Genomic DNA, 13,734 nt, shown 5'->3' on the forward strand with positions numbered 1-13,734 from the left:
CTCAAATCTCACACCCCAAACCTATTTTACATTATCCTGGTTAAAGTGGAGGCCTACGTTTTCACGCCTGGCCATAGCCATTTTAATTACCAGGTAAGACACGTTGATCATATTGCGAAGTTCGCAGATGGGCACCGATACTTTTGATTCACGGTAAAGCTTCTCGTGTTCACGGTAAAGCAGCTCCACGCGGTCATATGCCCTCTTCAGACGTCTGTAGGTCCGTACGATACCCACGTAGTTGGACATCACGCTGTTTAATTCGCGTGTCATTTCCGTCACCAGTACCTGCTCTTCGGGGTGGGTTGTACCGGAATCGTCCCAATCGGGAATATTTTCCGGAATGGTTACCTGGTCATAGTTGTCAACCGTAGCCAGGTAAGCCCTGTGACCGAAAACCACCGCTTCGAGAAGAGAATTCGAGGCCAGCCGGTTGGCGCCGTGCAGACCGGTGCACGCACACTCGCCGACGGCATACAACTGCCTGATATTGGTTTGTCCGAATTCATTGACCCTGATCCCGCCGCACATAAAATGCTGCGCCGGAACTACCGGTATCATGTCGGTCCGTACATCCACCCCATGGTCGAGGCAATATTGATTAATATTCGGAAAATGATCCAGGAATTTTTCGTAATCGAGATGTCGCACGTCAAGGTATACGTGATCCACCCCTCTCTTTTTCATTTCCGAGTCGATCGCACGCGCAGTAATATCCCTGGGTGCCAACGATTCCCGTTCATCATACTTTCCCATGAAAGTTGTCCCGTCGGCATGCTTCAGGATGCCGCCAAAACCCCGAACGGCTTCCGAGATAAGGAAAGACGGCTTTTGGCCCGGCAGAAAGTAGCTGGTCGGATGGAACTGGATAAACTCCATGTTATCGCAGATGCCTTTGGCACGATATGCCATGGCGATGCCGTCGCCCGTGGCGATGGTCGGGTTGGTGGTGCTCTGGTAAATACTGCCGATCCCGCCTGTTGCAAGCAGGGTGGTGTTGGCAAGGAACTTCTCCACCTCCCCGGTTTCCCGATTCAGCACATATGCACCAAAACACTGTATGTCGGTACGGTACCGGTAAACTGTTTCACCCAGATGATGCTGGGTGATCAGCTCCACCGCATAATAATGGCTGAAGATCTGGATATTGGGGTGGCGACCCGCTTCTTCCAGCAGCGCTCTTTCAATTTCGGCGCCGGTAATGTCCTTGAAATGCAGGATACGGTGATCAGAATGGCCACCTTCCCGTGCAAGGTCGTACTCGCCGTCCGGCTCGCGGTCGAAACGCGTACCATAATCGATCAGCTCCTGGATTCTTTCCGGGGCCTCCCGAACCACCATGTCCACTATTTTCTGGTTGTTGATGCCATCGCCGGCGTCGATGGTATCGGCAATATGCTTTTCAAAGGAATCGGATTCCGCCCACACGGCGGCGATACCTCCCTGTGCATATTTGGTATTGGTTTCATCCGCCTGCACTTTGGTAATTACAGCAATGGAAACGGGGCGGTTATTCTCGAAATGACGCGCCAGCTTCACTGCATAGCTCAATCCCGCAATTCCTGAACCGATGATAAGGAAATCATATCTGGCCATAAAAAGCTCTTCTTGACAACAGGGTTTAATTCAAACGACAACAAACTTATGAAAAAAAGCTCCTCTCAAACTTTACAAAAGAAGCATTTCTTTTCACGGTGCTACCCTGAGGGTCCCCTGCATTGAGAAATAATGGCCGGGATATGTGCACACATAGGTGTACTCTCCGGGTTCCGTCGGCGCCACAAAGTAAATGGTATCCGCCGCACCGGGGCCTATCAGCTTGGTATGATAGAGCACCTGCGGCAGATCGGGGATGTACCCCATTTCATTCCCCTTCAACCCCAGATTGATGGCTGCCTCACCTACCAGGTTGGCGCTTCCCTTCGTCACCAGCAGGAAGTTATGCGGCATGTCGTCGGTATTGGTCATGGTGAGCATTACGCGGCTGCCCGCTTTCACAACCAGCTCCTTCCTGTCGAAATGAAGTCCGGGCTCGGTTCCCAATACAAAACGCTGATCGGGACCGTTCGTCCAGTCTGCAGGCTGCTCTGTGGTTCGTTTTGCCAGCTTCGGGCCGTGATGCGCATGATTGCCGGCGGCTTCGGCAGGAGTTTTTTTGTCACCGGCTTTTACAGCCTTATAGCCGGTCATCTTCGCACCGTCGGGTTTGACATTAAGCGTATAATAAGCAGTATTGTGCAACAGTTTATCACCGGCCTCGTTTGCGATCCCTGCCAGCTTGATTTCATGGATATACTTTTCCCTGAGCCCGCTAACCAGGAGCCGGACCTTCTTCCGGTCCGGGGAAACTTTAATGCCGGAAATCGCGCAATTCTGATCATCAATAACGGGGCTTCCGTAAACGGGGTGGTATTTGTAGGTAAAGCCGGTAATTTCATATCCGTTTACGTCTTCGGCCGCCGAACGACTTACCGGTTGGGTGAAGGTTATCTCGAAGCCATCGGGTTGAGAAACCACGTTGAGAATCTCAAAAGGTGTTTTACCGCTGTACACCAGGCGTTGAAGGCCGAAATCATCCGGTCCGGTAGAGCCCCAGCCCCGGTTGGTCTGACCTACATAAAGGGAGTTGTCGTGTCCCCAGGCCATCCGCAGCACACCTGATTGAAACCCTTCCCTGAACAACACTGCCCCCCCCTGGTATTGCCCTTTCACTTTTTCGAGGAATACCCGCGCAATTTTACTCTGCCCTTCGTCACCTACCAGCAGCTGGCCGCCGAAAGGGCCAAAATCCTCCCCTTTGGGAATGGTAACAATGTCGGACGTAGAAATGCCGAGAATTCCATGCGGCAGCCAGACCGCCGGCGTCTTGATGCCGCTCACCTCTTTCTGTACGTCGGCCAACGTCTTGCCGCGTTCAGCCAGGTTTTCCGGCTTTACATAAGGTCCGCCGGCCGGGCTTTCGCGCGGGTCGACCCGTGCATAGATATCACTTTGACGGACCTTCACCGGAGATTCGGGGCGATCTGCCCAGCGCAGACCGGCCGGATGTCCCACAAAATCGCCTTTTTCCAGGTGGGTCAGGTAACCGGAGCCCATCCAGTCGCCCTGGTTTTCACTGTAAAAAAGTTCGCCGTCTACGACGCCAATACCGGCCGGTGAGCGCATACCGGCAGCCCAGGGCTCCATTTTCCCATCGAGCGTAATACGCATTGCCCATCCGCGCCAGGGCACGCGGCTTTGGCCGGCCCACCAGTCATTATCGCCAAAGGCAACGTTGCCTGTTACAATCATGCTACCGTCAGGCAAAAACCTGGGGCCGTAGCTGTACTCATGATAGTGCCCGCTTATCGGCCATGAATAAACCGTTTCATACACGTCGGCCTTCCCGTCTTTGTTGGTGTCTTTCAGCCGGGTAAGCTCTCCCCGCTGTGCCATAATCAGGTCGCCGTCGTGATAAGCCAGGCCGAGTATTTCATGAAGCCCGCTCGCAAATTTCCGGTAATTGGGACGGCCGCTCCCCTTCCCGTCCGGGTTCTCGATCAACCAGACATCCCCGCGACGGGTGGCAACCGCCAGAGATCCGTTCGGGAGCGTGACCATCCCGCCTACTTCCAGCACCACGCCCTCCGGAACCGGAAGCGACCGCATGGAATAGAAATCGCTTTCAGTAGCCGGCAGCTCGCGGGTCTGTGAAACAGCAGGCACGATCTGGGCAGCCATTGCAAGTATTACCAGGTATTTTCTCCGGAAACCGGCATATAGGAAATTATTCATGTGAATAAAAAGGTTTGAGCCGTGAGCTGTGAGGGGTGAGCCGCAGCGGCGGACCGCTGTGAGCTATTTATTCATCAGCCGTTTGTGTGCCGCTTGTCGCTAATACCTCAAAGCTCGTGGCTATTTCATCTTGTTTTTTTCTTTATTACCAAATGATGGAATATACCAGTTTGTCCTGGGTAGTAACTGCCAGTACCTTACTCCCGTCTTTTTCGACGACAGCAGGTTTGCCCCCTTGCAGCACCTTGATGAAGTACTGTCCGTCAACCAGGTACATACCGTTTGCCTGCTCTTCAAAACTGCTGCCGCCTGCCAATGCAAATTGAAATTCTGTTCCCCCGGTGTCAGCGGTGATAGTTCTGTCCAGGTATCTTCCCGAACTATCGGGGACTGTTTTATCATGGAAGCCGCTGCCGTTGAATACATATTGGAAATCAGGGAGGTTGTTCTCATCGACCCCATATCCTTTCAGGAGGAAGCCATCAGCGTCTCTCCCGGCAACACGAAGCATCTGCGGCGTTTCTGAAAAGTCCAGAACACTTCCAAGCGGCACGCTTACCCCGTTTCCACGATCCAGCCACATCGGCGTCACGTTCAGAAACGGTCCGCGCCAGCTCCTGATAAGCGAACCATTCGCCAGGTTGACCGAATAATTTAATCCCTGTATAGTTCCGACCGAAACACCATATGGAAGCGTTTTCCCCCGGAAAGCGATGAAACTTCTGTGCACGGAAGCTTCGCGGGCCGGTTCCAGCGCAATCGGGTTGGACACCCGCGAAACGTTAAGCGAACCCACGGCGTTCAGGACGGTTTGCCTGATTCCTGGTCCGGAAACCGATAGCCCCAGGCCAGGTTTATCACCTTCGTTCACTTTGGCGTAAGTATAGACAAAAGGGAGATCTCCCGCGGGAAGCTCCACTTCGCGGGTGTCATGGTGCCAGGAAAAAGGGAATACGGTTTTGCCGCCTATCTCCAGATTGCCATAACCGCCCCGGAAATCGCCGTTGAACCGGTAGGCCCCTTTGACCGGCACGGACAGCGTACCCTGGTACCGGATCACAAAGTTGTTGGTCATTGGGGCTACTGTGTAGTCAATTTGCAGGGCTTTTCCCGTTTTTGACGGCTTCAACCCGGCTAGCTCTTCCTGCTTCAGCACACGTCCGTCATGCACCTGGTATGATAAATTTTTCAGTGCAGGTTTCGGTGCATCGAATGGCTTGATCACCATATTGCGGAAGGCCACCGGGCCATGGTCTCCCTGGAAACGCAATGGGCCCCGCGCGACTTCGTTGTTGTGCATCCCGCCTCGCGTAGGCCCCGTGAGCTCTACGTTTTCGTGAATCAGGACGTCATTGAGATAAATACTAAGAATTCTTGCGTTTTCTGTTTTTTGTCCGGACTTGTCAAATTTCGGCGCCTGAAAAGAAATCCTGATCTTTTGCCACACCCCGGCAATCCTGCTGGCGTTCTGGCGGGGTGCATAGCCCTGGTAGCCCTTCTGACCCTGCGGCCGCGATTCGTCCCACCGCTCGTAAATTCCGCCGCAATCACCTGCGGCAGCGTTTTTCTTACCCCAGCTGTCCAGCAGTTGAATCTCGTACCGCCCCTGTAGGTAAATACCTGAATTCGATTCCTTTGCCATCATGAACTCCATTTCGATATCGGCGTCGCCATGCTCTTCCACCGTAATAAGATCCTTGGATTGCTTGGGGTCTGCCGGAAGGTTCACCAGTATTCCGTTCCCCGGAATAGCGCTCAAATCATACTTGGTGTTCGGGTTAGCCATTGCCCTGGAAGCAACCCGCCAGTTAGGCGACGGACTTCTGAACGCCGAGAGGTCAGCGAGGGTTATGGTTTGGGAAGAAGCGGTCAGGCAGCACGCCGTTGCCCCCAAAAAAGAAAGGCAGCTTCTTATTCTTCGATAGTAGTTTGTACCCATTGATTCGTATTTTGAAAAAACTGTTTATTATTTTCTATTTTTAACTTCTTGACTATCCTGCCAATATACTAGTTTTGGCAACAACAGCAGACCGGTTGATTTTCACTCCCGGCACTAAAAAAAAACCAAGTTAATTGATTTAATCCCTTTTTTAATTTTTTTTAAAATATACTGATTATGAAACATCTGTTTTTTTCTGTTTTGAGTATTCTCGGGGCCTGCAGTGCAAATGCCCAGCTCAAACCCGAAAAGATGACCCCCGAATCGAGTGAGCTTTGGGATCCGGAACCGCGGCTGGTAACCCCGGGCAAAATCACCAGCGCAACTTCCGGTACTACAGCGCCCTCCGACGCGCTCGTTTTGTTTGACGGAACCAACCTGAACCAATGGGTTTCATCGGCAGATGCAAAGTCTCCGGCTACCTTCACCGTAGCCAACGGCGCCATGACGGTTGCGCCGAGAAAAGGAGGCATTCAAACCAGGGAAGAGTTTGGCGATTTTCAACTTCATGTCGAATGGCGCAGCCCGTCGGAAGTTAAAGGAAACGGGCAGGGACGCGGTAACAGCGGTATTTTCCTGCAAGGCATTTACGAAGTACAGGTTTTGGACAGCCACCAGAACAGGACCTACGCCAATGGCCAGGCCGGCTCCATTTACAAGCAAACCCCACCCTTGGTAAACCCTGTAAAAGCACCGGGCGAGTGGCAGTCTTATGACATTCTGTATACGGCTCCCCGGTTCAACAAAGACGGTATGATCGTCGTGCCCGCTTATGTAACCGTTATCCTGAATGGCGTTGTGGTTCAGAACCATACGCAGATCCAGGGTACTACGCCCTATGTTGGCCGTCCCCTCAACACGCCTCACGGCAAAGGCCCAATCAGTCTGCAGGATCACGGCGACCTTGTAAGTTTCCGCAATATCTGGATACGTGAGCTGTAAGCTGCGAAGTATAAAAAGGGCCGGAACAAAAAATTCCGGCCCTTTTTATATGAGTATCTCCTGACTAAGGCGCGGCCGGGTAACCGGGATTCTGCGGGCGCAGGTTCGGATTGTTCTGCATTTCCTGCAATCCAAAAGGGAACAACAGGTGTTTCTCGGCCAGTGCCACCCCATCACTTACATTGAGGTTCCGGTGCCCCACAAAATCATCAAACCCCCTGGTCTTTTCATTGAACACCTTTTTAAGCCTGACCATATCAAACCAGGTGATCCCCTCATAACAGAATTCGTACCAGCGTTCCCGCCAGACGGCCTCCCGGAATGAAGACTGGGAAAACGTTGCCATAGCGGGGGTTTTCAACTCCGCCCGGTCGCGGATACGCTTGTAGGCATCGTAGGCCTCCTGGCTGGGCCCTCCCACTTCGTTCTGAGCCTCGGCATAGATCAGCAGCACTTCGGCATAACGGATCAGGTTGACATTCAGGTTATTCTGTCGCGTCGGGGAAATACCCGGTCCGCCCAGCGCTTTCTGGAAGAGCACTGGCTGTAGTAGCTGCCCAAAGGACAATACCCAGTAACCCTCTTCCCTTCCGAAGAAGTAAATTTGTAAAAAACATGCTGATTAGTTTAGGTTAATAAAAGTTAACGATGCTTTACGCTGTTTTCATTGGTGTAAATAGGTTTGAGCTGTGAGGTTTGGGCCATGAGGCCCCCTCAGATTTCACACGTCATAGCGATTTCATTTGAAAAATTCCTCTGGCATACAAGACGAATACTGCTAGAATAATCCAATTTGATTAACGAATAGTCAAAATGCGCATTTACACAATAATAGCAATTCCCCCTTAGGTTCGACAACCCTGCAGGTTGCCCTGCCGCTGAAAACGGGTAAGTCATGGCCGGAGGCAGGATGCAAACGTTTGAAAAAAAGTATGAAAAAATTGTGAAAGCGACGCCTGTTATAGGAATCAAAGCGCGAGACGGCGTTTTCCGGGCAGAGAAAGCGGCAGGAAACCGCCTCGAAAAACCAGCAATATCCAATTTTGATCACGGTAAAAACAAAGAAGAGGCCGAACCTCAGTCCGCCTCTTCCTCCTTGAATATTCCCTGGTGGGGTTTACGATATTCGCACGGCATTTGCTTTCACGAGGTCCCGCCATTCCTGCAACTCGGGCTTCCCGGGCTTCCGTTTTCCAAAAAACTGCACCACCATTTCACCGTGTGCATCGAAAACTTCCAACGCCGTCACAACGCCGTCGTCGGTAGGCTTGATAACTACCCAGGCTTCTGCAATAGCGTCTTCCCTGAGATGAAGGTTGAACTCAGGATCCATTACATTGTACCAGGGTCCCATTTCGAAAAGCTTGCTGACGGTCCCGGTGTGGATCTGTATACACCCCTGGTTGCCCACGAAAACCATCACCGGCAGCGCTTTTTCGGCGGCCGCCTGCAATACCAGGCGCACTGTGCCAGGACTTACCTGATAGGCGAGCCCCTCAGGGGCGTAGCGCATCGCTTCGCGCCGAGGCAATTCGAACTTTTTGAGCAGTCCGAAGAAATCATGCGTATCCCTGAGTTCCGCCCATTCCTGACGGAAAAGCTTTGCATTTTCGGCACTGATCCCTTCAAATACATAGCCCTTTTCTTTTGGAGTCTCCACCTGCAATTCCGGTGATTGAAGCCCGGCGGCGAACTTTTTCACCAACGCCTCGAACGCTTCCCGGTTGCTTCGCTCCGTCAGGTAGATTTTGTGAATAGCCTCACCGTCTTTCGCAAAAAACTGCAGGCTGTGCTTATCTCCTTCGCTTACTGCAAATCCAAAAGCCCACGGACCCATAAAAAGCCTCAGATCAATGTCTTCGCCTACGAAAAGCCCGACGTGCGGATTAAAGGAAGGATTGAGATAAATCCCCTTTCTTTCATGAACTACCGAATCGTTTCGTGTGAGCGCCATTACATGGCCAAGTTGCTCCACTTCTCTCAGTATGGCCTCGAATTCGGGCCGAAGCCGTGTCGTGCCGATTCCTGTTCCTGTGGCCACCAGTTCGGCTTCGGTCGTACCCAACTCCCGGGCGGCGTCCCTGATCCTCACCTTGGGATTGATCAGCCTGAAAGCCTGCCACCTCTCCCTGAGGCTGGCGGCATGTTGTGTTGCTGCATTTGTCATGTCTCTGTTTGGGGTTAATGGGAAGTCGGAAATCGGAAGTCGGAAATCGGCCGCGCCGCATAGGCCCGGTTGCGCCGGTTTCCAATTCCTGTCCTGGCTAAAAATTACCGACTAGCCCTGTTTATTTTTTTATTTTCCAATTGCTGATTTCCGATCGCTGATTGCTGATTCCTGATTTCCGATCGCTGATTTCCGATTTCCGACTTCCAAAACAATTCGCTCTCCCGATTCCGGCAGTTTTACCAGTCTGACCTGAACATCGAAAACCCGGCGGATGTTTTCTTCTGTCAGCGTTTCTTCCGGCCGTCCCTTCGCATACACTTTTCCATGCTGCATCATCACCACCTCATCGGCATATTGCAGCGCCATATTCAGGTCGTGAAGAACTGCTACGACACCCGTTCCCTTGCCGGCCAGTTGCCGTGCAATTTCCAGTGAATGGCACTGATGACGAAGATCCAGCCCATTGGTAGGTTCATCCAGGAAAAGAAAAGCGCCGGTAATTTCCCAAATCTGGGCGAGGGCTTTGGCAAGTTGTGCGCGCTGCTGTTCGCCACCCGAAAGTGTCGGGAAAACCCGGTCGGCCAGCCCGAGCATTTCAACCTCCCGCAGACAAGCTTCTACAATCGCAAAATCCCTTTCCTCCGGGGCGTTTTTATGGAAAGGATAACGGCCCATCATTACGATCTCGCGGACACTAAAAGGGAGAGAAACGTGGTTCTGCTGAGCCAGCACTGCCCGCCTTCTTGCCAGCTCCGGTTGTCGGTACCGCTTCAGGTCCCTGCCTTCCAGCCTGATGCTCCCGCAGGCGGGCGTTAGCTCTCCGGTGAGCAGCTTGAGAAAAGTCGACTTCCCCGCGCCGTTAGGTCCCACGATCGCCACGAACCTCCCGGCTTCAATACGAAGGCTGACATCCGTTATCAGTGACCGTCCATTGGCCTTGTACCCGACTTCCAGTATTTCCATCATACGCGTCGCCCGGTTTCTTTAAGCAGGATATAGATAAAGACAGGCGCGCCCATGAGGGCGGTAATCACGCCGATAGGCAATTCTGCAGGTGCTGTCAAAGTCCTGGAAAGCGTGTCGGCAACCGTTAGTATAATGGCGCCACCCAGCGCGGAAGCCGGTATCACCACGCGGTGATCAGGCCCGAATACCTTTCTGACCATATGCGGCACAATCAATGCCACAAACCCGATGTTACCGGCCATTGCTACCGAAACACCCACCGCCAGCGTCGCAAGAACGATACACCGGCGTCGGAGAACGCGCAGGTCCACCCCGAGATAACCCGCCTGGTTTTCACCCAGCGCAAGGAGATTCAATGACTTGGAGAGCCCGGGTGTATAAACCAGCGTCGCTGCCACAAAGGGCAGCAGCGTCAACACATTTGTCCAGGTCGCTCCACCCAGGCTGCCCAGGTTCCAAAAGGTCAGATCTCTTAGCTGCTGATCGTTTGCCAGGCTGGTGATAAGTCCCGTCACGGCCATTACGAAGGCATTGATGGCAATACCTACCAGTAACATGGTGCTGATCTTGAATTCACCGTTGGCCCGGGCAAGGCGGTAAACCAGGAGCGTGGTCAGGCAGGCACCCGAAAAAGCAGCAACTGCCAGCGAGTAACTTGCCATATATCCGCCCAGGAAACCCAGTCCTATGCTAAAAACAATGGTCAATACGGCCGCCAGCATAGCGCCGGAAGAAATCCCGATCAAAGTAGGATCGGCCAGCGGATTCCGGAACAACCCCTGTAACAGTGCCCCTGCCACCGAAAGGCCTGCTCCTACCAGGATTCCCAGGCAAATGCGCGGCAACCTGATGAACCAGAATACAACTTCCTGCTCCTCGCGGTAGGCGAACTGCGCAGCGCCGAACAGCTTCGAAGTTACTATTCCCCAAAGCTCGGCAGGCGAAACAGGTACGGCGCCGACGCCCGCCGAGGAGACCGCGGTCAAGGCCAGGATAAACGTCAGCAAACCCAGCCCCGTCAAGTGTTTCCGGGAGCGGGGCTTTCTCTGGATAACCTGCCCCGTGATACTTTCGCGCTCAGCTATTTTTTCTTCAACCATTCTGCGATACAGGCTAGCGAATCTTTTCGGACAGCTCGGCAAGCGCGGCTCCTACGCGCGGTCCGAATCCCATCAGAAAAAGCCCGTCCATCTCGATTATTTTCCTGTTCTTCCCGGCTTTGGTATGGGCAACACCCGGCACTTTCAGCAAACCATCTACCCCACCCAAACTTTTCAACCCGTCTTCAAAAAGAAGAAGATAGTCCGGGTTGGCCGCCAGTACTGCCTCGCTGGTTAGCGGCTTGTATTCTTTAAACCCCGTCGCGGCGTTTTTATTACCGGACAGCCGGATCATCCGGTCCACCTGGGTGGCTTCGCCCGAAACCATGAGGGTCCCTGCGCCGCGTGCGTAAATAAAAAGCACCTTTTTGCTACCTCTGCCTCTCTTGACCGCGGCAAGATCCCTGTCTATTTTTTTGACCATGATTTCGGCTTCTGCCTCTTTACTGAAATAAGCTCCTACCTCACGTATCAGTTTCTTTGTTCCTTCAATGGAATACTCATGGTCAAAAACCGCCACTTTTTTGCCCGTTTGCTTCAACTGGCCGACGAGCTTCGGGTTGAGGCTAGCCTTGCTGTTTACCAGAATAAGATCGGGGTTGAGCGATAACACGCCTTCTGCCGAGATGTTGCGATTGTGCCCGATTTGCCTGAGCTTTTTCAGCGCTGCCGGAAAGGTGCTGGTGACATCCACCCCGACTATTTTCGGCTGAAGCCCCAGACCGCAAATAATTTCGCTGAGTGTGCCGTCTGTCGAAACAATTCGCTGTGCAGGAACAACCGTTGAAACGGCTATCAGCAAGCAAATGAATCCGGGAATCCTGGCGGCCAAACGATAAAAAAAACGCATTGAAAAGAATTTATGATTGCGTATCAGAATTTCCCCGTACCATCCGGCTGGTAAACGTACCTGAAAGTGTAATACCTCCCCGGCGCGTCTGTTTCTCCTTCTATATCCCGGTAATAGCTGATGATTTCTACTTTGGCGTAATTGCCGGCCGCGGTCCTGATCAACAGTACCCGGTTGGGCAACGGCTTAATTTCGTGGGTGGTGAACACGTACTCATACCAACCGTTCCCTGAGCCCGCCGGAATCGCCGGCTTCTCCGGCTCGTCCGTATGCCAGCGGGTATTTTCGGGAAGCTTTTCGAGTGCGTCAAAGGTACCGTTTACCAGAAAAACGCCGCCTTTTCCTTTCCGCTCCCCACCGCCGTTGACAATAATGCTTGTTCCTTTGAACCCCAGGTCCCACTGGTCTGTCTCCATCTCTTTCAAAGGCACAGCTTCTCCCCTGGCAAAACTGAATAATGTATACCGGTTGGATTGCGGGTCCGGATCGGCCGGCAGGTTCTTTATCGTTACCGGCCGGAGCGGCTGCGCATCAACGGCCTGCAGCGACGCCAGCAACACGAAAAAAATCAGGAAAGCGCTTTTAGATTTCATTCAGAATGACTGTACAAAGTGATTACCGGCCCGCAATATACAATTGTTTAGAATTGATTCAAATAAAATTAATAATCATCCTGTACCATTCTTCAGGCCGCACAGGCAGTCATGAGAAAAAAGTCCAAAAAAATTAGGGCAAACGCTGGCAGCGTTGTCGTAAGGATAGCCATGAGTGATAGGGTTCCAGGCGCCGGCGCCATATGGTCCGCCGCCGATTAACGAAAACCCATCACTCACGGCGGTCCACCGCTGCGGCATCAACCTTTTTATAACCATTTAATAGTATAGCAATGAAAGCCAACACCTCACGGCTCACAGCGGTCCGCCGCGCTGCTCAAACCTCTTTCACACAAATGAAACATTTTACTTTCGCAGCGCTGGTTACCCTGCTATTGGCGGGAACTAACGTAACCGCTCAAAAAGACAGCACCTCTACTTTCCACGTGGGTTTTATTTATCCGCTCAGCACCAACGGAAAAGCCGCCGGTGAGATTTCGAACCGGTTCTCCTTTCATTTCCTTTCGGGCTATTCCAAAAATGAAACCGGGTTTGCGCTGGCCGGCCTGGCCAATATTATTAGGAACAACGCAGAAGGCGTACAGGTAGCCGGGCTTATCAACCAGGTCGGCGGAAGGGCTTCGGGTGCTCAGATTGCCGGAATCGGCAACTATGTCAGAGACACAACCCGCGGCATTCAGGTTGCGGGCGTCTACAACTTGTCGGGTGCGGTCGACAACCAGGTGGCCGGCGTTTTCAACCATTCAAAAGGCAATGTAAGAGGCGTACAGGTGGCCGGAGTCGGTAACAGGGCGGTCGATGTAAACTCCCAGATTGGCGGCTTCATCAACATCGCACGCCATGTAAGCGGCGTTCAACTCTCTGGATTCCTGAATATTGCGGAGAGTAGCGATTATTCCATCGGTGTGATCAACCTTATCAAGAACGGAGAAAAGGGACTTGGGGCGCAGTTGGACGAGACAATGACGACCACCATCGTATTTCGTTCCGGCGGAAGAAAACTCTACAGCATTATCGGCGTAGGCTATAACAAGCGACCCGGTGGCGACCAATACCTGGCAATGGAGGGCGGTCTCGGCGCCAACTGGAAATTCGGCCCGATGTTCCGTCTGAAAAGCGAGGCTGTGTCCCGCTCCCTGATGAAATCATTTGATGACGACGGTGTTCAAATGGTCACCCTCCGCCTTCTCCCGGCCTTAAAAGTAGCAGACAAACTTGAGTTTTTCGCCGGCCCAAGCTTCAGTTTCACCTACTACGACAAAGACGACGACGACTTCAACTTCCCGTTCAGACCTGTCTGGACACGTGAAAAGGGAGACCGCTTCAACGGTCTGAATTTCGGATGGACCGCAGGCTTACAGGTTCACTTCTAAGCCTGA

The 13,734-nt window shown here is 52.6% G+C and carries 11 protein-coding genes; 2 read left to right on the forward strand and 9 right to left on the reverse strand.

What is annotated here, in order from left to right; genetic code table 11:
* Positions 1-21: 21 nt before the first annotated feature.
* The 3 genes from nadB to ABD852_RS05310 form a co-directional block, all read right to left on the reverse strand.
* Positions 22-1,596, reverse strand: a complete 1,575-nt coding sequence (nadB, locus tag ABD852_RS05300) for an L-aspartate oxidase (protein ID WP_345026988.1) — start codon at positions 1,594-1,596, stop codon at positions 22-24.
* 93 nt (positions 1,597-1,689) lie between these two features.
* Positions 1,690-3,774, reverse strand: coding sequence for a plastocyanin/azurin family copper-binding protein (locus ABD852_RS05305; RefSeq protein WP_345026989.1), 2,085 nt, complete (start codon positions 3,772-3,774; stop codon positions 1,690-1,692).
* A gap of 145 nt (positions 3,775-3,919) precedes the next feature.
* A complete protein-coding gene (locus ABD852_RS05310) occupies positions 3,920-5,713 on the reverse strand; it encodes a 3-keto-disaccharide hydrolase (protein WP_345026990.1) in 1,794 nt (597 codons plus the stop codon).
* A 177-nt stretch (positions 5,714-5,890) separates the two neighbouring features.
* Between ABD852_RS05310 and ABD852_RS05315 the strand changes: the two genes are divergently transcribed.
* Positions 5,891-6,655, forward strand: a complete 765-nt coding sequence (locus ABD852_RS05315) for a 3-keto-disaccharide hydrolase (RefSeq protein WP_345026991.1) — start codon at positions 5,891-5,893, stop codon at positions 6,653-6,655.
* Positions 6,656-6,719: 64 nt separating this feature from the next.
* On the opposite strand, the gene ABD852_RS05320 is transcribed toward ABD852_RS05315, so the two are convergent.
* From ABD852_RS05320 to ABD852_RS05345, 6 genes are all read right to left on the reverse strand, one after another.
* The gene (locus tag ABD852_RS05320) at positions 6,720-7,196 is read right to left on the reverse strand and encodes a RagB/SusD family nutrient uptake outer membrane protein (RefSeq protein WP_345026993.1); all 477 of its coding nucleotides are present in this window, start codon (positions 7,194-7,196) and stop codon (positions 6,720-6,722) included.
* A 576-nt stretch (positions 7,197-7,772) separates the two neighbouring features.
* Positions 7,773-8,822: a hemin-degrading factor gene (locus tag ABD852_RS05325; protein WP_345026994.1), complete on the reverse strand. Its 1,050-nt coding sequence runs from the start codon at positions 8,820-8,822 to the stop codon at positions 7,773-7,775.
* Between the two features lie 129 nt (positions 8,823-8,951).
* A complete protein-coding gene (locus ABD852_RS05330; RefSeq protein ID WP_345026995.1) occupies positions 8,952-9,791 on the reverse strand; it encodes a heme ABC transporter ATP-binding protein in 840 nt (279 codons plus the stop codon).
* Positions 9,788-10,891, reverse strand: coding sequence for a FecCD family ABC transporter permease (locus ABD852_RS05335; RefSeq protein WP_345026996.1), 1,104 nt, complete (start codon positions 10,889-10,891; stop codon positions 9,788-9,790). Before ABD852_RS05335 ends, ABD852_RS05330 begins: the two co-directional genes overlap by 4 nt.
* A 13-nt stretch (positions 10,892-10,904) precedes the next feature.
* Positions 10,905-11,741, reverse strand: coding sequence for a heme/hemin ABC transporter substrate-binding protein (locus tag ABD852_RS05340; RefSeq protein ID WP_345026997.1), 837 nt, complete (start codon positions 11,739-11,741; stop codon positions 10,905-10,907).
* Between the two features lie 23 nt (positions 11,742-11,764).
* Positions 11,765-12,334 (reverse strand): HmuY family protein, encoded by a 570-nt coding sequence (locus ABD852_RS05345; protein ID WP_345026998.1) that lies wholly within the window; start codon positions 12,332-12,334, stop codon positions 11,765-11,767.
* A 356-nt stretch (positions 12,335-12,690) separates the two neighbouring features.
* Between ABD852_RS05345 and ABD852_RS05350 the strand changes: the two genes are divergently transcribed.
* Positions 12,691-13,728: a hypothetical protein gene (locus ABD852_RS05350; protein ID WP_345026999.1), complete on the forward strand. Its 1,038-nt coding sequence runs from the start codon at positions 12,691-12,693 to the stop codon at positions 13,726-13,728.
* Positions 13,729-13,734 lie beyond the last annotated feature (6 nt).

Origin of the sequence: Ravibacter arvi, assembly GCF_039540405.1 — a bacterium.
GTDB classification, from domain to species: domain Bacteria; phylum Bacteroidota; class Bacteroidia; order Cytophagales; family Spirosomataceae; genus Ravibacter; species Ravibacter arvi.